Source organism: Salmonella bongori NCTC 12419, from assembly GCF_000252995.1.
In the GTDB taxonomy this organism is placed as follows: Bacteria; Pseudomonadota; Gammaproteobacteria; order Enterobacterales; family Enterobacteriaceae; genus Salmonella; species Salmonella bongori.
This window is the reverse complement of the sequence record NC_015761.1, coordinates 3,657,729-3,680,471: the sequence shown is the minus strand read 5'-3', so window position 1 is coordinate 3,680,471 and position 22,743 is coordinate 3,657,729. Positions and strand designations below refer to the sequence as shown.

Genomic DNA, 22,743 nt, shown 5'->3' with positions numbered 1-22,743 from the left:
GAAATGAATAAAGATGAGTTTTTAAAAAAAATGAATTTTCCAATTGAGTGGAAAATCTATAACATGTACCCTGATGAACTTTATTTCATGCAAGTAAAATACTATCAAGATGGGGATGAGCAAGGCTCAGAACACGATCGCAATGGAGCTTTTCATTGGTGGTTAAAACGCGTTCCGAATAGAAATGAGTTAGCACTATTGATTAAATTAACATATTTAGACCCAGACCAACTCATGGCGAATGATGTTCGAAATTACATACGGCAGGCAAAAAATTATGATTGCGGTCTGGAATCCTCTTTCTAATAAAAAACGTGCATGATGAACGGTGAAGCTGCTGAGTGCTGGCAGTACAACGGGCGCGACAAGCTGACCACCACCGAAACTGACACACAGCGCATACAGACCATTTACCTGCCGGGCACCTTCACACCGCTGGTCAGAATTGAAACAGAAACCTCAGAGCTGTTAAAAGCAGCCCGCCGCACGCTGGCGGAGAAGTTTCAGCAGGAGGCAAACGTAACCTTCCCGCCGGAACTGGTGGTTCTGGTGGATAGTCTGGAAGCGGAGCTACAGCGCGGGGAACTCAGCGAAGCCAGCCGTGCGTGGCTGGCGCAGTGTGGGCTGACGGTAGAGTGGATGGCAAACCTGATGGAGCCGGAATATATCCCGAAGTGAAAAATCCATCTGTATCACTGAGACCATCGCGGACTGCCGCTGGCGCTGATAGGTACAGGCGGTGAAACTGTATGACGGGAAGACTATGACGAATGGGGAAAACCGCTGAATGAGGTTAATCTGCAGGGACTGGAGCAGCTCATTCGTCTGCCGGGACAAATTGAGGATGAAGAATCGGGGCTGTATTACGATCGGCACCGTTATTACAACCCGGGACAGGGACGGTATATCACTCAGGATCCGATAGGGCTGAAAGGGGGATGGCATTTATATCCGTATCCTTTTAATCCAATTCGATTTATAGATCCACCAGGCTTAGCTCAAATTTGTACAAGATCCCTTAAAGGTTCGCGAGGTTTCAGGACAAATGGCATGACAGGTCTCGATCTTGGTATTTTCCATGCACACATATTCTTTGATGATGGCACTAATATCGGCTATGGTGGTGATAGTGGGTTATTTAGTGAACCTAAAACTAATGATTATACCTGTAATAAAGAAAAATATAACGATGAAATAACGAAAAAAGCAGTCGATATAGTCAAAAATAAACCAGATAACTTATTATTTCCGAAAGGAAGTAAACAATATGGAAATGATAACTATGGTTTTATAGTAAATAATCGTCAAGACTTTGTAAGTAAGGTTCTGGGTGAGTACGAAAAAATTGAAGGTGTAAAACGATGAGCCGTTTTCTGGTGAGAATTTTTATCTCTGATATATTTATATTATCAATTTAGGCTGCATTGCTACTTTACCACCCATTTCATTCACAGAAAAGTGATTCAACATCTGGTTAAATTATTCATTTAGCGTTTACTATAAAAAATGACACTATTTTATTTCAAAATTTATGCGGGTAACTTTTCGCTCGTCGGTGAGGGCATCCAGCGCTCTGAGCAAATTCAGGTCGAGCGTCCTGATATCAGATTTCATGATATGTATGCTTTGGTTTTATAAATCACATTCTGACAGGCCAGAATGTCGACAGCCATAAATTTGTCGTTATGATGGGTATCCTGTTTGGTGACGGATATACGCATGATTTGGTTGATTCTTGCCACGTTTGTCGTGGTGTTTATTGTGGGGTTCCGGGTGCTGACATCGGATACCCGCCGTGCGATTCGCCGCCTGAGCGAACGCCTGAATATTGATGTCGTGCCGATAGAATCGATGGTTGATCAGATGGGTAAAACGGCAGGCGGTGAATTTTTACAGTATCTGCATCGCCCTGATGAGTCGCATTTGCAAAATGCCGCTCAGGTGTTGTTGATCTGGCAAATCGTGATTGTCGAGAGTGGCGATCAAAATTTGCAGCGATGGCATCGGTTGCTGCAAAAAGCGCGTTTAGCCGCGCCGATCACCGATACGCAGGTGCGCCTGGCGCTGGGCTTTTTGCGCGAAATGGAACCCGATATGCAGGAGATCAACGCGTTTCAATTGCGCTATAACGCCTTTTTTCAGCCGGAAGAGGGCGTCCACTGGCTGCATTGATATCATGATGGGTGATACGGATAAGGCGAAAGCCGTCATCGGTAAATAGTTGCTAAAACGTTAATCAGATCACATTTTGTAATGCTACACTGCGTGGCTTTTTCCAATAAAACACGCAGGTAATAACAATGAATGAAAATCTCACAGAAAAACCCCGCGCAGATGAGGTTGCCAGACCTAACTGGTCAGCCGTCTTTGCCGTGGCGTTTTGTGTCGCCTGCCTGATTACCGTTGAGTTTTTGCCTGTTAGCCTGTTGACGCCGATGGCGCAGGATTTGGGCATTTCCGAGGGTATCGCCGGTCAGTCGGTTACTGTCACGGCGTTTGTGGCGATGTTTTCCAGTCTGTTTATTACCCAGATTATTCAGGCGACGGACAGGCGCTATGTCGTTATTTTGTTTGCCGTTTTGCTGACGGCTTCTTGTCTGATGGTCTCCTTTGCTAACAGCTTTACGTTGCTATTGCTGGGTCGCGCTTGTCTGGGGCTGGCGCTGGGCGGATTCTGGGCGATGTCAGCCTCACTAACTATGCGGCTGGTTCCCACGCGTACCGTACCGAAAGCGCTGTCGGTAATTTTTGGCGCGGTCTCCATCGCGTTAGTGATCGCCGCGCCGCTGGGCAGTTTTTTGGGCGGCATTATCGGCTGGCGTAATGTCTTTAACGCCGCTGCGGTGATGGGCATACTGTGCGTCATCTGGGTGGTAAAATCTTTGCCGTCGCTGCCGGGCGAACCTTCTCACCAAAAACAGAATATGTTCAGTCTGTTGCAACGCCCTGGTGTGATGGCCGGGATGATCGCCATCTTTATGTCTTTTGCCGGACAGTTCGCTTTCTTTACCTATATTCGCCCGGTCTATATGAATCTGGCGGGCTTTGACGTTGATGGGCTGACGTTGGTGTTACTAAGTTTTGGCATTGCCAGCTTCGTTGGTACCTCTTTCTCATCTTACGTACTGAAACGTTCGGTAAAACTGGCGCTGGCCGGTGCGCCGCTGATACTGGCGCTGAGCGCGCTGACGCTCATCGTGTGGGGAAGTGACAAAACCGTGGCGGCGGTCATAGCGATTATCTGGGGACTGGCGTTTGCGCTGATACCAGTGGGCTGGTCAACGTGGATCACCCGCTCCCTTGCCGATCAGGCGGAAAAAGCGGGCTCTGTTCAGGTGGCGGTGATTCAACTGGCGAATACCTGTGGTGCGGCGCTGGGCGGCTATGCGCTCGATAACTTTGGATTGCTTTCGCCGCTGGCGCTTTCCGGTGGCCTAATGCTGTTGACGGCGTTAGTCGTGGCGGCGAAAGTGCGTATTACGTCAATGAGTTGATATTATTGCCATTTGTGGGCCGGATAAGATGTCAGTCATCATCCGGCGCTCACAAAAGATTAATCAAAACCGTTATGCTCTGCGGTGGCGGCAAACCATTCTCCGCTTTTTTTCACCGTGCGCGTTTGGGTGGTCAAATCCAGTTGTACAAAACCATAGCGATTTTTATAGCCGTTCAGCCATGACCAGTTATCGATAAATGTCCACATATGGTAGCCAAGACAGCGACAGCCCTCGCTAATGCCTTTATGTAGCCATTTAAGATGCTCAGAGACAAATTCAATTCGGTAATCATCGTGAATTTGTCCCGCTTGCACAAAGCGTTGTTCGTTCTCAACACCCATGCCGTTTTCAGAGATAAAACAGCGCGGATTACCGTAATTATCCCGCAGATTGGTGATGATATCGTAAATTCCCGGGGCGTAAATTTCCCAACCGCGATAAGGATTCATCTTGCGCCCCGGCATGTCATAGTAATCAAATAACCACTCCGGCATGAACGGCGCTTGCGGATTTATTGCCGTATCACGGCACTTCACGCGGCGCGGCTGATAGTAGTTAATTCCCAGTAAATCGATTTTGCCGTCGGCAATAAGCTGACGGTCGCCTGGCTGACAGGTGGGCAGTTGGTCGTAGGTTTTCAGCAGCGCCACCAGATCCGCCGGGTACTCGCCTTTTAATACCGGGTCGAGGAAGCTGCGGTTGAATAGCAGGTCCGCATGATGCGCGGCTTGCACATCGGCGGGATGTTGCGATCGTGGGTAGGACGGCGTCAGGTTTAGCACCACGCCGATTTCACCGTCGTAGCGCCCGGCGCGATACGCGCGAACGGCGGCCGAATGCGCCAGTACGGTATGGTATGCCACTGTGGCTGCGCGTTTAAAATCCACCACATTGGGATAGTGGAAGTCGTACAAGTAGCCGCCTTCCACCGGCACAATCGGCTCGTTAAACGTAAACCAGTGCTTCACGCGATCGCCAAACAACGTAAAACACGTTTGCGCATAATGGCCAAATGCCTCTACGACGTCGCGATTTTCCCAGCCGCCTTTCTCCTGCATAACCATTGGCATATCAAAATGGAATAGCGTAATAAATGGCGTGATGCCTTGCATCAACAGCTCATCGATAACGTTGTTATAGAATTCTACCGCTTGCGGATTCACCTCGCCCACACCGTCTGGAATGAGACGCGCCCAGCTTAGCGAGGTGCGGAAACTATTGTGTTTCAACTGTTTCAGCAGAGCGATATCTTGCTTCCAGTGACGATAAAAGGTTGAGGTCTCCGCCGGGCCGACGCCCTGGTGAAAACGACCAGGCTGGCGTTCGAACCACACATCCCACGTGGTCTGGCTTTTACCGCCATTGTAGCTATCCCCTTCGGTTTGCAACGCTGAACAGGCGCTGCCCCACCAGAAGTTATCGGGAAAACGGTATCGCATTGTCGTACTCCTTGAACGCGTAAATTCGCTCCAGAATACGCGGTTTCGTCGAACAGAAACCGGTTACAGTACGCATTTTCGCGACCAAAAAACGGAAAAGGTGTGCTACATCTCCGGGCATTCCACCTTACCGAGAGCCTGCCAGTAGTTATGCTGATTGTTACGCTCTATCGCGATCATCGCCTCCCGAATATGTTGCTGGTTCCCCTCGCCTGCCATGATTTTTTTCTCCCAGGCTTCATCGGTTAGCGTGCCTTTTGGCGTACACATTTTACGTAGGTCTTTTAATATCGTGTTTTTTTCATGCGCCGTCTGAAGCGAGCTAAACGGAGAGTCGGCATACGTGACGCCCGGTAGTGTGACAAGCGAGGCAATAAGCAGAAGTATTTTACGTTTCATGAGAGGAGTCCTGTCGGTTTGCACTTTTTCAAGAGTAAGTGTAGACCGTGCGGAGTTCACTCATTGAGGCGTGTTATCAGCCAGCGCTGAACTCAGACAAAAGGGGGGAAAGTAGTTTCTCTCTGCCCCTCACTGTCTTGCGTAACAGAATAGTGTATGTTCTGAACATTCTTTTATTTCGCAAGCGGTAGTGTAATGAGACGTATTGAGATCGTACTGGGAGAGCTGGAACGCCTTACGCGCGGGCTATGTCTTGCCGATCTGGCGCAGGAGACAGCGTTTACGGCGGAGGCGATAGGTTTTAATCTTGGGCTGGCGCGTAATTCCGTCAGTAAAGATCTCAATCAGTTATGGAATGACGGTCTGGCGATCAAAAGCCGTGGCCGCCCGGTCTATTTTTTGCATCGCCAGGCGCTGGAAACGTTGCTGGGACGCCAACTGGAGGAGTCTGAACGCGAAGTGCGGACGGTTGCGGATGTGCTGCCGCATGAAGCGCATTACGCGCCAGACGATCCGTTTTCCAGTCTGATTGGTTACGATCGCAGCCTGCGCGATGCGGTGGAAAAAGGCCGCGCGGCGGTACTCTATCCACACGGTTTACATGTTCTGCTCACCGGGCCGTCCGGCGTCGGTAAAACCTTTTTTGCGGAACTGATGCACCGCTTCGCCTGTGAGCAGTCGAGCGGCGCTATCCCGCCGCTGGTCTACTTTAACTGCGCGGAATACGCCCATAACCCGGAACTTCTCTCCTCGCATCTGTTTGGACATCGGCAGGGGGCGTTTACCGGGGCGAATGAAAATAAAACGGGTCTGGTGGAACAGGCTGACGGCGGTTATCTGTTGCTTGATGAAGTACATCGCCTGTCGTATGAAGGCCAGGAGAAACTGTTCTCGATTCTGGATAAAGGCGAGTATCGTCCGCTTGGCGTGAGTAGCCAGCCACGATCAATTTCAGTACGCCTGATTTGCGCCACGACGGAGCCGGTCGGTTCGGCGCTGTTACGTACCTTCCAGCGGCGTATTCAGGTGAGTATTGATTTACCGGGTATTCGCCAGCGCTCTGTAGAAGAACAAATCGAATTGATTGTGGGTTTCTTGCAGCGGGAAAGCCGCAAAATAGAACGCACAATTAGCATTGATAAAACATTACTGCTCTGGTTACTGAATAAACCTCTGGAAGGCAACATCGGTCAGCTTAAAAGCGATATCCAGTTTCTGTGCGCCCAGGCGTGGGCATCGGGAATGACCGAACATAGCGACACGCTACAGCTGGATAAACGGCTGGCGGATATGCCGGTTAACCCGACGCCGGAACAACGGCTCCTGGTGGATACCCTGTTTGACGGCAAAGCGCGGCTGAGCGTAGATGCGCGTACGCTGCCGGCGTTAAAAACCTCGCTGGCGACCGGGGCCGAAATTGAAGAGAGCGATCTCTTTTACAGCTTCCTGACGCGTGAATATGTCAACCTGCGCAACAGTAATGTTCCACCAGCCCAGACGCTGGCTATCCTGAAAAATAAACTCAGTTCGATTTTTGAATATGGTCTCTACAGCCGCGACAGCGTGGCGCATCCACCGCGCTATGGTGATCAAATTGAAGAGCGCGTGACGTTGCTGATTGGCAGTGTGGAGCAGGTGCTGGGCTTTACGCTACCGGAGAATCTGGTTAACCCGCTACGTAAACACTTCCTGGCGCTGATAGGCTATGTGCAGCGTGGCCTGATCCCGCAACTTTACTCTTCCAGTTTGATTCTGGATCGTTGCAAAGACGAATATGACAATGCCGTGTTGCTGTGCCGGAAAATCAATGAATTGCTGCATATTCAGTGTCCGGCGACGGAAGTGGTCTGGCTATGCCTGTTCCTGAAAGAGTGTCGCCACTATCGCCAACGCATTGACGCCAGCCCGGATTGCGGGGTCATTTTGATCGCTCACGGCGCAACCACCGCCACGAGTCAGGCGCAGTATGTCAATCGCGTGCTGGAGCGCGAGTTATTCAGCGCTATAGATATGCCCTTTGAGCAGTCGGTACATGACACGCTGGAAACGCTGACCCGGCTCATTCAGATCCGACAATATCGGCGGCTTATTCTGCTGGTGGACATCGGCTCATTGATCCATTTCGGTAGCACGATCAGTAAGTTATTCCAGATAGATGTTCTGCTTATGCCGAATATCACGCTCACCACTCTATTGGAGGTAGGGCTGGATTTAAGCTATGAAACCAGCGACTTACCGCAGCTGGCGGCCCTCCTGGAGAGTAAAAATGTCCCCTGCCAGCTTTGTACGCCGCAACAGGAGAGTGGCGGTAAAGTGCTGGTGATCTCCTGTATTACCGGCATGGGGACGGCGGAAAAAATCAAGAAAGTACTGGAAGAAAGTTTTGGCGAATTGATGTCGCAGGACACCAGAATGGTGATCCTTGATTATAACGAGGTGCGCAGTCTGGAGCGCGTTCAACAGGCGTTGAACGCCAGCGAGCGGCTGGCGGGGATTGTCGGCACCTTCCAGCCGGGACTGCCGGATATTCCGTTTATCTCACTGGAAGAGTTGTTCTCCGAGCAGGGGCCGGAGCTGGTATTAAGTTTGTTAACGCCCGATCTCTCCAGTGCTGAACGCCGGCTGGAGATGGAGCGTAGCGCGATGCGCTTTATCAGCGCGCTGACGATGGAGAGTATTATTAACCATATTTCGGTGCTCAACCCGCAGCGTATTCTGAAAGAAATGGAAGGCGTTTTTAACCATTTGACCTCTGCACTTTCACTGAAACCAGGCCGTCAGGTGACACTGCGCTTCCTGATCCACTGCTGCTGTATGGTAGAGCGTATTGTGATTAACCGAAAACCGTTACAGATGGCGCTGGAAAACAAGCCGGATCTCGATATTAATGCGTTTAGTGTCATTAAATCGGCCTTTCAGCCGATAGAAGAGGCTTATGCCATCCGCTTATCGGATGCGGAATATTTTTATATCTACGAACTGCTCTATAGCTAATCCTTTTACTGGCGGGGCTTCGCGCCTCGCCAGACCTTTCTTCTTCCTCGCGTGACACAAATTCTGGCACAGCCTTTGCTCTTCTGATGATGCGTTATGCCGTATAGCGGCGTAAATGCCTTATCCGGCCTACCGGGAGCGTCCTGTAGGCCCGGTAAGCGCAGTGCCACCGGGCAATATATGCCGGTGTTCTCATGTAATCGCGCCAGGAGGCCATTTTGACTACCACACAACCGTTGCCCCACATTCTATTGCTGACGCATGGCGGCTGGGGACAATCGCTTTGCAACAGCCTGCGTATGGTCACGGGCGATATCAAAGGCGTGACGGAAATTGCGCTGATGCCTGTCGATACGCTGGGCGAGTTTTATCAACGTGTCGAGGCCGTGGTGAAAACCCTGCCGGAAGGCTCGCTGATCCTGACGGACTTTGTCGGCGGCACGACGTCCAATGTCGCGGCGCGGCTGAGCGCCGATTATCCGGTCGCGGTGATTGCCGGATTGAATGCGTCGCTGCTGTTGGAGGCGCTGGACAGGCGTGAACAAGGGAGACTAACCGCCTGTGTAGACGAGTTAGTTGAGGCCGGGCGCAGCAGCTGCCTGGATGTGGTCGCCCATGTGCGCCAGCTACAACAATCACTATAAGGAAAATATCATGGCAAATATCGTGTTATGCCGTATCGACAGCCGTCTCATTCATGGGCAGGTTGTCACGAAATGGGTCGGACAATCTCAGGCGAACCGGATAGCCGTTGTGAGTGATGAACTGGATGCCGATCCGTTTATGAAAAATATCTATCTGATGGCGGCGCCGCCGAGCATCAAAGTGGATTGCTATAGCAACCAGAGCTTTGCCGCATCGTGGAAAGAAAATCAGCTTGGCGACGGCAAAGTGCTGGTGCTCTTCCCCTCTCTTGCTGCGATTCAGGATGCCGTTGAACAGGGATTTGACGTTACCACTATTCAGGTTGGCGGTCTGGGCGGGGGGCCAAACCGTAAGGCCGTATTCCAGAATATCACCCTTGATGAAAAAGACGTTGGCATTCTTAACGACCTGAAAAATCGTGGCATTCAGGTGTTCTTCCAGACCATCCCGGAAGATAAGCCGCAGTCGCTGGACGATATCCTGAAAAAATTCTAACCCTTTAATAGACACAAAATCATTCTGGATGCATCGAGGCGGCAACTGAGTGAATCCCCTGGAGCTTACTAAAGTAAGTGACTGGGGTGAGCGAAGGCAGCCAACAAAGAGGCAGCCTGAAGGATGAAGTGTATAGGATAACACTATGGATACCTTACTCTTTGCAAGCCTGATGGGGTTGTATTACTGGTTTGCCCGATTACGTCTTGGCTACACCTTCTCCGCCATGCTGCTACAACCGGTGGTGATTGCCGTGTTTGTCGGCCTGCTGCTGGGCAATATGCAGACGGCGATGATTATTGGCGCCGGGATGCAGCTCGTTTATTTGGGCGTGACCTCAACGCCGGGCGGCAACGTACCGTCGGACCCGGCGCTGGCGGCCTGTATCTCCATTCCTATCGCCGTGAAGGCCGGCATGGACCCAAATCTGGCAATCGCGCTGGCAATACCGTTTGGGGTGATCGGCGTATTTCTCGATCAGCTCAGGCGCACGCTGAACGCTGCCTGGGTGCATATGGCGGATAAGCACGCGGAAACCGCCAATATGGCCGGGATCATGCGCTGCGCTTTCCTCTATCCGGCATTACTGGGACTGGTTCTGCGTTTTCCCGTGGTTTTTGCCGCCAACTACTTTGGCCAGGATGTGGTGGAAAGCTTCCTCAAACTGATGCCGCACTGGTTAACCCACTCCTTTGAAATCATGGGCGGAATTCTGCCAGCGCTGGGTTTTGCCATCACCATTATGGTGATCGGTAAAAAAAGCCTGCTGCCGTGGTTTATCGGTGGATTCTTCGCGGTGCTTTACCTCAAGGTGGACATCATGGCGATGGCAATTTTTGGCACCTGTGTCGCCTTCCTGATTAAAGGTCTGGCGAAAAATGAAGGAGCAGCATAATGAGTAGCGACGTAATGCAACATGAACTGGTCGAGCGCGCGCGGGAAAGCGGGGCGCTGACCAAAGCAGATATTACCAAAGCCTGGTTTATCTACTGGCTGGGCGCTGAAGTCTCCAGCTCGTATGAGCGCTTACAAAGCCTGATTTTTTGCGCCTCGATGACGCCGATCATCAAAAAACTCTATCCACAAAAAGAGGAGCAGGTAGAGGCGTTAAAACGCCACCTTAACTTCTTTAACTCCGAGCAAACTTTCGGCGCGGTGATCCAGGGCATCTCCATTGCAATGGAAGAACAAAAAACGCGCGGCGAGCCGATTAACGATTCGTCTATCACTGGCATTAAAACCGGCCTGATGGGGCCGCTGGCCGGCATGGGCGATTCCATTATTTGGGCAGCGGTAATGCCGCTATTGATAGCGATCTTTATTCCGTTCGCGGCAAATGGCAGCGCGATGGGCGGTATTATCCCGCTGATTCTTTATCCGGCGATCACGCTGGCGATCAGCTATGGCATGGTACACAAAGGCTACACTCTGGGGCGCGATTCGATTATCGGGTTGCTGCAAGGAGGAAGAATCAAGGAACTGATCTACGGTGCGAACGTGCTGGGGCTGATCATGATGGGGGCGCTGTCCGCCAGCTACGTCAAAATCACCACGCCGTTAAAAATCAGCGCCCTGAAAGGGTCTGAAGTGGTGGTTCAGCAAATTCTGGACTCTATTGCGCCGGGCTTACTGCCATTGGCGGCGGTCTTTGCCATCTACTTCTATCTGGTGAAAAAAGGGCCACGCTACACCACCATCCTGCTCTCAATTGTCGCGCTGAGCGTGGTCTGTTCGCTGTTGGGGGTATTGTAAACCATGACGCAGAATATTTATCAACAGATGGGGCTGAAAAGGGTCATTAATGCCTGCGGCAAAATGACGATCCTGGGCGTCTCAAGTGTCGCGCCGGAGGTTATGCAGGCCACCGCGCGCGCGGCTTCCGCCTTTGTCGAGATTGATGCGCTGGTGGAGAAAACCGGCGCACTGGTGTCCCGCTACACGGGGGCCGAGGACAGCTATATCACTTCCTGCGCCTCGGCGGGTATTGCCATTGCCGTCGCTGCCGCCATCACCCACGGCGATCGGGCGCGCGTGGCTCTGATGCCGGACAGTACCGGTATGGCCAATGAGGTAGTGATGCTGCGCGGGCAGAATGTGGACTACGGCGCGCCAGTCACCAGCGCCATTCGTCTTGGCGGCGGGCGCATAGTGGAAGTGGGGTCGAGCAATCTGGCGGCCCGCTGGCAACTGGAAAGCGCCATGACTAAAAATACCGCCGCGCTCCTGTATGTGAAATCACACCATTGCGTGCAAAAAGGGATGCTGAGCATTGATGACTTTGTGCAGGTGGCGCAGGCCAACCACCTGCCGTTGATTGTTGATGCCGCTGCCGAAGAAGATTTGCGCGGCTGGGTGGCGAGCGGCGCGGATATGGTTATCTATAGCGGCGCGAAAGCCTTTAATGCGCCAACCTCCGGCTTTATCACTGGTAAGAAAACGTGGATTGCCGCCTGCAAAGCGCAGCACCAGGGGATTGCCAGGGCGATGAAAATCGGCAAGGAAAACATGGTTGGGCTGGTGTATGCGCTGGAGAATTACCACCAGGGCCAGACGACCGTGACCGCAGCACAGTTACAGCCGGTCGCGGAAGCGATTTCCGCCATCCATGGGCTTTATGCCGATATCGAACAGGATGAGGCCGGGCGTGCAATCTGGCGTATTCGTGTGCGGGTGAACGCATCTGAATTGGGGCTGAACGCGCAGGACGTCGAAGCGCAGTTGCGCGGCGGCGAGATAGCGATTTACGCCCGCAAATATCAGCTTCATCAAGGGGTTTTTAGCCTCGATCCACGCACGGTAGCCGAAGGGGAAATGGCATTGATTGTGGCGCGACTCAGGGAGATTGCAGAACATGCAGCAGATTAATTTTTATCGTCAGCGGGTGGCTATTAACGTGCTGGCAAAGGATATCGCCAACGCGAAGGCTATCTATGAAGCCGCCGAAGGCCATGCGGTCATTGGCGTACTTTCCGCGCAGTTCGCTACGGTAGAAGAGGGCGTGCCGGAGGTGAAACGCTGGATGGCGGAGGTGCCGTCTATCTCAGTGGGTCTGGGCGCAGGCGACCCGGCGCAGTACTACAAAGCGGCGATGATTGCCGCCCATACCCATCCGGCCCATGTCAACCAGACCTTTACCGGTTGCGGTTTTGCGGCAGGCGCGCTGGCGGCGACAGGCGGCGAGCAAACACATATTAACGCCCTGGTCAGCCCGACGGGAACGCCGGGCGAGGTGTTGATTTCCACCGGCGTCAGTAGCAGCCAGGGAACGCCCGCTCGTGTTTCGTGTGATGCGGCGGTACGCATGATGCTGGATATGGGCGCACATGCGGCGAAGTTTTTCCCGATGGGCGGCGAAAAGTCGTTACCGGAATTATATGCGCTGGCGACAACCGCCGCCCGCCACGGCATGACGCTCATCGAGCCGACCGGCGGTATCTCACTGGATAATTTCGGTATTATCCTGCAAACCTGCCTGGAAGCCGGCGTGCCGCGCGTGATGCCGCACGTTTACAGTTCGATTATCGACCCGCAAACCGGCAATACGCGGCCTGAAGACGTCATTCGGTTGATGGAGATAGTCAAAGCGCTGGTGTGAGGTTTATCGCCGAAGAGCGTGGCGTTTACCAGGTCTACAGATGACGTGTATTTGTAGGCCCGGTCAGCGTTACGCTACCGGGCGATAATGCGTAGCAGGCTGGGCAAAAATGTACGTATTGCAACCGTCAGTTATTCCCTTTCGAGCCTCCTCGCAGGGTTAAATTTTCCTGAATGCTGTCTGTATTTTTGGCGAGTACAGTGGCGTCATCTTATTCCTCAGGTGACGGATCGCCATGAAAAAAAGTCCCACGTCCACGCCTCATGATGCGGTATTCAAAACGTTTTTACGCCATCCGGATACCGCGCGGGATTTTCTCAATATCCATCTTCCCCATTCGCTAAGAATACGTTGCGATCTGACGACGTTGAAACTGGCGCCGGACAGTTTTATCGAGAAAAATTCACGCGCGTTTTATTCCGATGTCCTTTGGTCGCTAAAAACGTGTGAAGGCGACGGTTATATCTATACACAAAATCATTCAAGATGCATCGCGGCGGCAAGGGAAGAAATCCCCGGGAGCATAGATAACTATGTGACCAGGATTTCTGAGCGCAGCCAACAAAGAGGCAGCTTGAAGGAGGAAGTGTATATGTCGTAATAGAGCATCAGAGTACGCCGGACGCGCATATGGCGTTTCGGTTAATGCGTTACGCCACTGCCGAGATGCAGCGCCATCTGGATGCTGGCCATAAAACGTTACCGCTGGTGATTCCCATGCTGTTTTACCATGGCGCGAAAAGCCCGTATCCCTTTTCGCTGTGCTGGCTGGATGAGTTTGACGATCCTGCACTGGCGCGTCAGCTTTATGCGACGGCATTTCCACTGGTAGACATTACGGTGGTGCCGGATAACGAGATTATGCAGCACCGACGTATCGCGATGCTGGAGCTGGTACAAAAGCATATACGTCAGCGCGACCTGATGGGATTGGTCGAGCGCTTAGCGGTACTTCTGATTACGGGAGACGCTAATGACAGTCAGCTAAAAGCGCTGTTTAATTATTTGCTAATACAACATGGCAGCACGCCTCGTTTTGGCAAGTTTATCCGCGAGGTGGCGCGTCGTGTTCCCCAACACAAGGAGAGATTAATGACGATCGTAGACAGAATACGAGAATCGGGGCGCAGAAAAGGTAAGCGTGAAGGCGTGCAACAAGGCATACATCAAGGTAAGCAGGAGGAGGCCTTGCGTATTGCGCATACGATGCTGGAACAGGGGATCGATCGGGAGAGGGTGCTGATGATTACCGGGCTTTCTGACGAAGAGATTAAGGCAAAGCGCCATTAAACTTTTCTCTTCCGCCCGGTCATCGTGATTATCAACGGCGTAAAGCGGTTCGCGCACGGCGGCGGGAATCCATGGAGATTAGGACCACTGACGAGAGAATGAGCAGCGTGCCCAGCCAGTCCGGCAAGGTAAAACTAATGCCCAACAGCAGTAGCGATAGCAGGGCGCTGCTTAACGGTTCCGCACAGCTTAAAATGCTGGCTTTAGGACCGCCAATCAGTTGCGCGCCTTTCAAATACAGGCTGAACGTCAGCGACGTACCGATCACCACCAGGTAGAAAAAGGCCAGAATCAGGCTGCCGCTCACCGCAAAGTGCGTTCCTTCTTTAGCGTAGAAGGGCAGCAGAATAAGGCCGCCAAAGGACATACTCCAGCCGACCACTGGCAGCGTGCCGTATTGGGCAATCAGTCTGGATGGCCAGGTCGTATAAAAGGCGGCGGCAAACGCAGAGGCAATACCCCAGAACAGAGCGGCGGAAGAGATCGACAGCGACGTGGGGTTGCCGTGAGTCACCAGTAAAAAGGTGCCGATAAGCGATGTAAGAATGGCGGTTAAAACCAGAATGCCTGGCCGTGTTCTTCGCGCTAATGCAAACCACGCTACAATAATGGTCGGCGATAAAAATTGCAGTACTGTCGCGGTGGCGGCATTGGATTTTTCAATCGTGAGCAGGAAGGTTAGCTGAACGGTGAGCGCGCCCACCACGGAGAAAATCAGCAGACTCAGAGCATCTTTGCGGTTTTTAAGAATTGAAAATATCTTATCGCCGTGCATAAAGGAGAATGTCACCAGTATCAGCCCGGCGAATAACAAACGTATCATCGTCAGGAACTGTGACGACATACGGCTTTGCTCCATGATGTACTGCGCGCAAACCCCTGAACTCCCCCACAATACGGCGGCAATCAGGACGTTTAGCATCCCTTTTCTGGTGGAACCCATTTTTTCCTCGTCATGTTGTTTTATTTTTTTTACGTGCAGGCATCATAACAGAGCTATCACCGGTATTAAGCAGGAATTTATTGTTTAATGATTTCAGACGAGCTTGTTATCGACATAATATTGTCATTTTTTTGTCATAAGAAAAAATATCAAACAAACTTAAACAGAACGTCACTAAACTCGCCTTTGCACTTTACGGAACATATTGGCTGACTATAATAAGCGCAAATTCATGCAGGAGTAATACGTTGGACAGTCACTTTTACGTAAATCATCTGGCAAGTTAACGCACGCTATTCCTGCGCTGCTTGCCGAACCGGTGGGCAGCAATCTCCCCTTGTGACGATTGTCATCCCAATAATGTTACAACACGCGCATTGTCGCGAGGGTCATCGTCATGTTCATGTTTAAACACGCTTTATTTCCTCCACCGTCAACACGACGCTAATTGCCTCAGGGCAGAAATTTGTCGTGTGCTAAATATAGCACGTACTTATTCTTCCAGAAAAAATGGAGGAACGTATGTTAATGTTTCCTTATATTTTAAATTTACTGGCCGCTATGCTGTTGGGCGCGCTGATTGGCGCAGAAAGACAATGGCGTCAACGTATGGCGGGATTACGCACTAATGCGCTGGTGGCGACAGGCGCCGCTGTTTTTATTCTGAGCTCCATGACGACATCGCCAGACAGCCCAGGGCGAATTGCAGCGCAGATTGTCTCAGGTATCGGCTTTCTGGGGGCGGGCGTCATCATGCGCGAAGGGATGAATGTGCGCGGACTGAACACTGCGGCAACGCTATGGTGTTCGGCAGGCATCGGCGTGTTATGCGGCTTAGGGCAGTTCAAAAATGCGCTGGCGGCGACGATCATTATTCTTTGCGCCAATATTTTATTGCGTGAAGCGGCGCAGCGTATAAATCAACTCCCGATATCCGCAGAGGAAGAAAAACGTTATATCCTGAAAGTAACCTGTAATAAAGAAGATGAGAGCGCGGTTCGTCAGTGGTTACTGAATATCGTAAAAGAGGCCGCGATCTGCTTACAAGGGTTAGGTTCGGTCCCCGCTCAGGAACAGGGCTATAAAGAAATCCGTGCCGAGCTCGTTGGTCATGCTGATTATCGTAAAACGCGAGAACTGATTATATCCAGAATAGGTGATAACGATAATATCACCGCAATTCACTGGAGTATTGATAGTCAATAATGGTTTTTTTATTCAATTTCAACATTACGCCAGGCGTATAAGGGGGGAATGATGGATATTCCCGATTCTATAAAATAAAACCCACTCAAAATAGTGAGTAAGCAATAGCCTTTTTTATGCATAGATAATTCTCCCAGGGCATTCACCTTCAAATTGTGAGTTTACTATTCCCTGGGCGTGATATGCAGGAAACACTACACCTTAATTTTGGGGATTCATCATGACTGACATGAACATTGAAAACCGGAAACTCAATCGCCCGGCGTCAGAAAATGATAAGCAGCATAAAAAAGTATTTCCGATCGAAGCGGAAGCTTTTCATAGCCCGGAGCAGACACTGGCGCGGCTGAACAGCCATCGTCAGGGCCTCACGACAGAAGAGGCCGGCGAACGGTTGAAAGTGTATGGGCGCAATGAAGTGGCGCATGAGCAAGTTCCTCCTGCGCTGGTTCAGCTTCTGCAGGCATTCAATAACCCGTTTATTTACGTTCTGATGGCACTGGCAGGGGTCAGTTTCATCACGGATTACTGGCTCCCGTTACGCCGTGGCGAAGAGACCGATCTCACTGGCGTATTGATTATTCTGACGATGGTCAGTTTGAGCGGGTTATTGCGTTTCTGGCAGGAGTTTCGCACTAACAAAGCAGCGCAGGCGCTGAAAAAGATGGTTCGCACCACCGCTACGGTGTTGCGTCGTGGGCCGGGCAATATAGGCGCGGTGCAGGAAGAGATTCCCATTGAAGAGCTGGTCCCAGGTGATGTGGTTTTCCTGGCGGCGGGCGATCTGGTGCCTGCGGATGTCCGGTTGCTGGCGTCGCGCGATCTCTTTATCAGTCAGTCAATTCTTAGCGGTGAATCATTACCCGTGGAAAAATATGACGTCATGGCTGATGTGGCAGGCAAAGACAGCGAGCAACTGGCTGATAAAAATAAAAGTTTACTGGACATGGGTAACATCTGTCTGATGGGAACCAATGTGACCAGCGGCAGAGCGCAGGCGGTCGTTGTGGCAACGGGAAGCCGTACCTGGTTCGGCTCGTTGGCGAAATCCATTGTCGGTACACGTACCCAGACGGCTTTTGATCGAGGGGTCAACAGCGTGAGCTGGTTGTTGATACGCTTTATGCTGATCATGGTTCCAATTGTTCTGCTTATCAATGGGTTGAGTAAGGGGGACTGGGTAGAAGCTTCACTGTTTGCGCTGGCGGTAGCGGTAGGGCTAACGCCGGAAATGTTGCCCATGATTGTCAGTTCCAACCTGGCAAAAGGTGCGATTGCGATGTCGCGGCGCAAAGTGATCGTCAAGCGTCTGAATGCTATCCAAAACTTCGGCGCGATGGATGTGTTGTGTACGGATAAAACCGGCACCTTAACCCAGGACAATATTTTTCTGGAGCATCATCTGGATGTGAGCGGTGTAAAAAGCAGCCGGGTATTGATGCTGGCCTGGCTGAATAGTAGCAGCCAGAGCGGCGCCCGAAATGTGATGGATCGCGCGATACTGCGTTTTGGCGAGGGTCGCATCGCACCATCGACAAAAGCGCGCTTCGTTAAACGCGATGAACTGCCATTCGACTTTGTACGTCGTCGGGTATCCGTACTGGTAGAAGATGTGCAACATGGTGATAAGTGTTTAATCTGCAAAGGCGCAGTCGAAGAGATGCTGACGGTGGCCACCCATCTTCGCGAAGGCGATCGTGTGGTGGCGCTAACAGAAACACGCCGCGAGTTACTGTTGGCGAAAACCGAAGATTACAATGCGCAGGGATTTCGCGTATTGCTGATAGCGACACGTAAGCTGGAAGGATGTGATATCAACCCGACATTAAGTACGGAGGATGAGACCGCACTTACGATTGAGGGGATGCTTACTTTTCTCGACCCACCAAAGGAGAGCGCCGGAAAAGCCATTTCTGCGTTACGGGATAACGGCGTGGCGGTCAAAGTTCTCACTGGTGATAATCCTGTCGTGACGGCGCGTATCTGTCTGGAAGTGGGAATTGATACGCATGATATTCTGACCGGAACCCAGGTTGAGGCGATGTCAGATGCTGAACTGGCGTCTGAAGTGGAGAAACGTGCAGTATTCGCCCGGCTAACGCCGTTGCAAAAGACGCGTATTTTAAAAGCGCTCCAGAAAAATGGTCATACCGTTGGTTTTCTTGGCGACGGGATTAATGACGCGCCAGCGCTTCGTGATGCGGATGTAGGTATTTCGGTCGACAGCGCTGCCGATATTGCCAAAGAATCATCAGATATTATTCTGCTGGAAAAAGATCTCATGGTACTTGAGGAAGGCGTTATCAAAGGGCGCGAAACCTTTGGCAATATCATTAAGTACCTGAATATGACCGCCAGCTCTAATTTCGGCAATGTTTTTTCGGTGCTGGTAGCCAGCGCGTTTATTCCGTTTCTACCGATGCTGGCAATTCATCTATTGATCCAGAATTTGATGTACGACATTTCACAGCTATCGCTGCCATGGGACAAAATGGATAAAGAGTTCCTGCGTAAGCCACGTAAATGGGATGCGAAAAATATTGGTCGCTTTATGCTATGGATTGGCCCAACGTCCTCTATTTTCGATATCACAACCTTTGCGCTAATGTGGTACGTATTTGCCGCGAATAACGTAGAGGCGCAGGCGCTCTTTCAGTCCGGCTGGTTTATTGAGGGCTTGCTCTCACAAACGCTGGTGGTGCATATGCTCAGGACGCAAAAAATACCTTTTATACAAAGCCGGGCGACGCTGCCGGTGTTGTTGACAACCGGCCTGATCATGGCGACAGGGATTTATATTCCGTTTTCACCTTTAGGCGCGATGGTTGGACTGGAACCGCTGCCGATGAGCTACTTCCCGTGGCTGGTGGTGACATTATTGAGCTATTGCCTGGTGGCGCAAGGCATGAAGCGTTTTTATATCAAACGTTTTGGCCAATGGTTTTAGGGATGTATGAGGAGCGCACAGATGAATCGCTTACCCGATAAAATCATCGCGCTGATATTTTTACTGATTAGCCTGTTGGTGTTGTTTTTAGCCCTCTGGCAAATCGTTTTATAACGAGGTGATGCCATGCAAAAAAGAGGGTTAGACAAAATCTTTTTTCAGGTTGTCCTGATAGCAATCATCCTGATTTTACTGACTATCTGGATACGATAAGCGACTGCTGGTGAACCCCGCTTAAAATAAGCATCGACGTGGTTGTTCTTTTTATGGCGGGGCGCTATTTTCATGATATCCCCATCAGAAGGGCAATATCATGAACAATCGTCGTAGTTTAACCGTCGTCCTGGCAACGTTGATGACGTTTTCCCTGAGCGCTACGCCTGTGCTGGCGAATCCGGGAAATGGCAATGGCGGCGGACATGGTAATAACGTGGCTAATCAGGGTAATAACGGTAACGGACATAAAGGAAACGCCGGGCAAAAAACGGAACACCGTAAAAATGGTAGTAAACCGGATCACGTCGACTCGGACATTAGCTACGCTGTCGCCAGGCAACTGGCAGTGAATTTAGGGCTGACGGGTTATCCATCTTTACCGCCGGGGATTGCGAAAAATCTGGCGAGAGGAAAGCCGTTGCCGCCGGGAATCGCTAAAAAAACGGTACCGGCGTCTATGCTGGGACAATTACCTTATTATCCGGGCTATGAGTGGAAAATTGTTGGGGATAACCTGGTGCTGATCGCGCTCAGTACTGCGGTAGTCACGGCGATTATTAATGGTGTGTTTGATTAAATGTGTCGTAGTCCGATAATTCGGTGTCCGACGACCTGGTTGTAGGCAGAATAAACAGGATATAGGAAATAGCCCCATTAAATGGGGCTATCTGGTGTTTTCATGTCGCTATTTATGCGCGTTGAGAATCCAGCAGTTCATTATTTTTTATGACATCCTGCGCTTTGGTATAACTTTCAATCAGTAGCTGATAGGCCGGGAATATTTTGGTATACACATCCGCCCATTCTGCGGCATCTTCCCGATTCCAGGTGCGTTGCAGTTCAGATGCTACCGCAGCGGTATCCATTGGTACTACGCCAGCCTGCACCACTCGGGCCATGGTGATTTCCTGTGCCATTTTGCTGTACGTACCGGATGCATCAATCACAGCAAATACCTTATACCCTTCCGCGACGGCGCTGATGGCCGGGAAAGCCATGCAGACACTGGTAATTGTACCCGCGATGATCAGCGTTTTACGCCCTGTCGCTTTTACCGCCTGCACAAAATCGGCGTTATCCCACGCGTTAATTTCCCCTTTACGGGCGATATATTGTGCGTGGGGCGCATTCGCATGAATTTCCGGAATTAGCGGGCCATTCGGTCCCTGCGGTACGGACGCGGTGGTAATTACCGGCATATTGCACAATGTGGCGATTTTAGCCAGTGCCGTGGCGCGCGCGCGTAATTCCGGCATCGGCATGTCGCCGATGGTTTGAAACAGTCCACTTTGGTGGTCAATCAGCAACATTACTGCGTCGTTGGCATCAATGGCAGGACGTTGGCCGTTAAAATTGGCGGGTGTAGACATAATTCATTCCTTGTTGTTGCTTTTCACTGATAATCATTACCAGTGTTAAAGTCATTAATCGCCGGAGCGATTTCCGTTTTTATGCTGATGACAATAATCCGTTGCCGATACTGGATTACCGTGTTGAGCTCTTTCTGAAGGATTATTCATCGGCATCACCTTCAGTCGTTTTACTTTCACGCTAAATTGCTTTCACAACAATATTCATATTATGAATAAATGTTTCTGTTTTACATTTAAATGAGGATTATTGATTGAAAAAACAAGCTATATTATTACCAATTATTTCTGATAGATAGCTTTAAAATTATTTGGTATAAATTTGAAATAGTTTAATTAAGTATTAGCTTAGTGTTATTTAAAGAATATAAAGTGTAGATTAAATATTAAATGATAAGCGTGTTTATATTAAGTATGGCTACTGATTAGGGTGATGTCGGCTGAACAATATTGTAGAAAAAATATCGCCTTGTACGTTCTTTATATGCCCGCTGATGGCAGCTTTAACTTTACCGTACAGTTCGCAGAGCATTCCCTGAGAGAGCCACAGCGTATTGCTTTCAAAACGACATTCAACACGCACTTTCCCGTCACCACTGGCAAACATAAGAAATTCGCCTGCCGGGGGGTTAAGTATTTATCTGTCATGTTGCCTCCGTTTGCCTCTGACTTACAACGCTGTAATCCACTCAATCTTCCGGTATATGTGGTTCGTTTCCGGAATGGCTTACGCTCTGATGGAGATGAAGCAAAACGACAGGTGATATCAAACCGCGAATGGCAGCGCCTTTTCAATCCTTTTCAGTTTCTGCTGCGTTTCTTGCTGTCCGCTAAGCAGCTTCTGCTTCTGGTCGTCCCAGGCCATCAGGACAATGCCCCCGTCCATCACTTTTACGCTAACCTTTCAAACCCGGCTTCGTGCAGCCTCTTTCCCGACAGCGTCAGGCTTGGCGTGCTGTTATCCCTTCTTTGCGGTCGATATCCCATAAGGAACGAACGCTCGGTTTTAGCAATCGGTAAGTCTGAAGTAGAATGCGAGTTAGCCATCATCAACTCCTTGATAGTTGGTGAGGTTAGCTCTCGCCCGGTATTACGAGTACCTGATAAGGACGTTTCAAACTCAGGTTATTGTGTTAAGGGACGTTCCTGAATGGAGATATCTTGTTCTTGCGGGCATGTATATGTTAACGACTAAACGCGATCAAAACAAGTCAAGCTAATGAAAATTAAGGATTTTTAAGCACGTATTACGCCAGAATTAAAGGCGCAGTTTGAGGCAGCGGCAAAAGATACAGGGATAAGTCTGGGGAACTGGCTCAAAACTTTGGGCAGGAAGGAGTTAGAAAGATTAGGTATTGAGCCACAAGATAAATAAGCTACCTTTTATTGATAATAGCGCTAAGAAAGAGATATTACTCGTACGGTATCATCATGCAATCAGAGCAATACTGGATAAGCGGTAATTAATAAAGTAACACTTCACTTTCTCTCTTCGCCTTTCTTCTTATTATCTATAGCCTTAATAACAAAAAAGTTTGTTCAGGCATAAAGGGCCAATGGCGGGTACAAGAGAAATATTTTGGCGGAAGATCACAGGAGTCGAACCTGCCCGGGACCGCTGGCGGCCCCAACTGGATTTGAAGTCCAGCCGCCTCACCGGAGACGACGATCTTCCGCGCCTCGATTGCTACATGGAGGCGGGCGCAT

21 protein-coding genes, 1 tRNA gene and 4 pseudogenes are annotated in these 22,743 nt (G+C 50.5%); 19 read left to right on the top strand and 7 right to left on the bottom strand.

Going from position 1 to position 22,743, the window contains the following annotated elements; all coding sequences use genetic code 11:
- Nucleotides 1-3 precede the first annotated feature (3 nt).
- The 5 genes and pseudogenes from SBG_RS17405 to nepI all read left to right on the top strand — a co-directional run bounded on the left by SBG_RS17405 (nt 4) and on the right by nepI (nt 3,494).
- Nucleotides 4-306, top strand: a complete 303-nt coding sequence (locus tag SBG_RS17405; protein ID WP_001030597.1) for a hypothetical protein — start codon at nt 4-6, stop codon at nt 304-306.
- A 57-nt stretch (nt 307-363) separates the two neighbouring features.
- Nucleotides 364-1,020: pseudogene (locus SBG_RS23250) on the top strand (RHS repeat-associated core domain-containing protein); the annotation flags it as partial.
- 30 nt (nt 1,021-1,050) lie between these two features.
- Nucleotides 1,051-1,365 carry a hypothetical protein gene (locus SBG_RS23245; RefSeq protein WP_000147116.1) on the top strand — a complete coding sequence of 105 codons (315 nt, stop codon included), beginning with the start codon at nt 1,051-1,053 and terminating at the stop codon, nt 1,363-1,365.
- A 354-nt stretch (nt 1,366-1,719) separates the two neighbouring features.
- Entirely contained in the window at nt 1,720-2,172 is a 453-nt protein-coding gene (locus SBG_RS17395) for a DUF1198 domain-containing protein (protein ID WP_020845598.1), read from the top strand.
- 128 nt (nt 2,173-2,300) lie between these two features.
- A complete protein-coding gene (gene nepI / locus SBG_RS17390; RefSeq protein ID WP_001004933.1) occupies nt 2,301-3,494 on the top strand; it encodes a purine ribonucleoside efflux pump NepI in 1,194 nt (397 codons plus the stop codon).
- 59 nt (nt 3,495-3,553) lie between these two features.
- Here nepI and SBG_RS17385 read toward each other — a convergent pair whose 3' ends face one another.
- Nucleotides 3,554-4,936, bottom strand: a complete 1,383-nt coding sequence (locus SBG_RS17385) for a glycoside hydrolase family 1 protein (RefSeq protein WP_001270492.1) — start codon at nt 4,934-4,936, stop codon at nt 3,554-3,556.
- 105 nt (nt 4,937-5,041) lie between these two features.
- Entirely contained in the window at nt 5,042-5,335 is a 294-nt protein-coding gene (locus tag SBG_RS17380; protein WP_000823308.1) for a YicS family protein, read from the bottom strand.
- 195 nt (nt 5,336-5,530) lie between these two features.
- Here SBG_RS17380 and dagR point away from each other — a divergent pair, with 195 nt between their 5' ends.
- The 9 genes and pseudogenes from dagR to SBG_RS17335 form a co-directional block, all read left to right on the top strand.
- Nucleotides 5,531-8,329, top strand: coding sequence for a transcriptional regulator DagR (dagR, locus tag SBG_RS17375; protein WP_001252679.1), 2,799 nt, complete (start codon nt 5,531-5,533; stop codon nt 8,327-8,329).
- Nucleotides 8,330-8,547: 218 nt separating this feature from the next.
- Nucleotides 8,548-8,973, top strand: a complete 426-nt coding sequence (locus tag SBG_RS17370) for a PTS sugar transporter subunit IIA (protein ID WP_000214110.1) — start codon at nt 8,548-8,550, stop codon at nt 8,971-8,973.
- Between the two features lie 10 nt (nt 8,974-8,983).
- Nucleotides 8,984-9,469, top strand: a complete 486-nt coding sequence (locus SBG_RS17365; RefSeq protein ID WP_001284304.1) for a PTS system mannose/fructose/N-acetylgalactosamine-transporter subunit IIB — start codon at nt 8,984-8,986, stop codon at nt 9,467-9,469.
- Nucleotides 9,470-9,614: 145 nt separating this feature from the next.
- Nucleotides 9,615-10,364 (top strand): PTS mannose/fructose/sorbose/N-acetylgalactosamine transporter subunit IIC, encoded by a 750-nt coding sequence (locus SBG_RS17360; RefSeq protein ID WP_000380259.1) that lies wholly within the window; start codon nt 9,615-9,617, stop codon nt 10,362-10,364.
- Entirely contained in the window at nt 10,361-11,221 is an 861-nt protein-coding gene (locus SBG_RS17355; protein ID WP_162007803.1) for a PTS system mannose/fructose/sorbose family transporter subunit IID, read from the top strand. The genes SBG_RS17360 and SBG_RS17355 overlap by 4 nt, the downstream gene beginning before the upstream one ends.
- Before the next feature lie 3 nt (nt 11,222-11,224).
- Nucleotides 11,225-12,334 (top strand): D-glucosaminate-6-phosphate ammonia lyase, encoded by a 1,110-nt coding sequence (gene dgaE / locus SBG_RS17350; protein ID WP_000193117.1) that lies wholly within the window; start codon nt 11,225-11,227, stop codon nt 12,332-12,334.
- Nucleotides 12,321-13,064: a 2-dehydro-3-deoxy-phosphogluconate aldolase gene (dagF, locus tag SBG_RS17345; RefSeq protein ID WP_001186138.1), complete on the top strand. Its 744-nt coding sequence runs from the start codon at nt 12,321-12,323 to the stop codon at nt 13,062-13,064. Before dgaE ends, dagF begins: the two co-directional genes overlap by 14 nt.
- Nucleotides 13,065-13,299: 235 nt before the next feature.
- A pseudogene (locus SBG_RS23510) lies at nt 13,300-13,530 on the top strand (Rpn family recombination-promoting nuclease/putative transposase); the annotation flags it as partial.
- A gap of 125 nt (nt 13,531-13,655) precedes the next feature.
- Nucleotides 13,656-14,354, top strand: a pseudogene (locus SBG_RS17335) (Rpn family recombination-promoting nuclease/putative transposase); the annotation flags it as partial.
- Nucleotides 14,355-14,385: 31 nt separating this feature from the next.
- On the opposite strand, the gene SBG_RS17330 reads toward SBG_RS17335, so the two are convergent.
- Nucleotides 14,386-15,297, bottom strand: coding sequence for an EamA family transporter (locus SBG_RS17330; RefSeq protein WP_000535969.1), 912 nt, complete (start codon nt 15,295-15,297; stop codon nt 14,386-14,388).
- Between the two features lie 510 nt (nt 15,298-15,807).
- Between SBG_RS17330 and SBG_RS17325 the strand changes: the two genes are divergently transcribed.
- The 5 genes from SBG_RS17325 to cigR all read left to right on the top strand — a co-directional run bounded on the left by SBG_RS17325 (nt 15,808) and on the right by cigR (nt 20,243).
- Nucleotides 15,808-16,503: an MgtC family protein gene (locus tag SBG_RS17325; RefSeq protein WP_000392692.1), complete on the top strand. Its 696-nt coding sequence runs from the start codon at nt 15,808-15,810 to the stop codon at nt 16,501-16,503.
- Nucleotides 16,504-16,723: 220 nt separating this feature from the next.
- Nucleotides 16,724-19,450 carry a magnesium-translocating P-type ATPase gene (gene mgtA, locus SBG_RS17320; RefSeq protein WP_000131308.1) on the top strand — a complete coding sequence of 909 codons (2,727 nt, stop codon included), beginning with the start codon at nt 16,724-16,726 and terminating at the stop codon, nt 19,448-19,450.
- A gap of 21 nt (nt 19,451-19,471) precedes the next feature.
- Nucleotides 19,472-19,564, top strand: coding sequence for a protein MgtR (gene mgtR / locus SBG_RS22695; protein WP_001081007.1), 93 nt, complete (start codon nt 19,472-19,474; stop codon nt 19,562-19,564).
- 12 nt (nt 19,565-19,576) lie between these two features.
- Nucleotides 19,577-19,663: a magnesium transporter protection protein MgtU gene (mgtU, locus tag SBG_RS23370; RefSeq protein WP_252997328.1), complete on the top strand. Its 87-nt coding sequence runs from the start codon at nt 19,577-19,579 to the stop codon at nt 19,661-19,663.
- A 100-nt stretch (nt 19,664-19,763) separates the two neighbouring features.
- On the top strand, nt 19,764-20,243 hold the full coding sequence (gene cigR, locus SBG_RS17315; RefSeq protein ID WP_001065342.1) for an anti-virulence regulatory inner membrane protein CigR: 480 nt from the start codon (nt 19,764-19,766) through the stop codon (nt 20,241-20,243).
- A gap of 112 nt (nt 20,244-20,355) precedes the next feature.
- Here cigR and SBG_RS17310 read toward each other — a convergent pair whose 3' ends face one another.
- The 4 genes and pseudogenes from SBG_RS17310 to SBG_RS17300 form a co-directional block, all read right to left on the bottom strand.
- Nucleotides 20,356-21,036 (bottom strand): hydrolase, encoded by a 681-nt coding sequence (locus SBG_RS17310; RefSeq protein WP_000106455.1) that lies wholly within the window; start codon nt 21,034-21,036, stop codon nt 20,356-20,358.
- 463 nt (nt 21,037-21,499) lie between these two features.
- A pseudogene (locus SBG_RS23235) lies at nt 21,500-21,684 on the bottom strand (hydroxyacid dehydrogenase); the annotation flags it as partial.
- Nucleotides 21,685-21,802: 118 nt separating this feature from the next.
- The gene (locus tag SBG_RS23415) at nt 21,803-21,925 is read right to left on the bottom strand and encodes a hypothetical protein (protein WP_306292047.1); all 123 of its coding nucleotides are present in this window, start codon (nt 21,923-21,925) and stop codon (nt 21,803-21,805) included.
- Nucleotides 21,926-22,616: 691 nt separating this feature from the next.
- Nucleotides 22,617-22,711 (bottom strand) — tRNA-Sec (locus tag SBG_RS17300).
- Nucleotides 22,712-22,743: the final 32 nt, after the last annotated feature.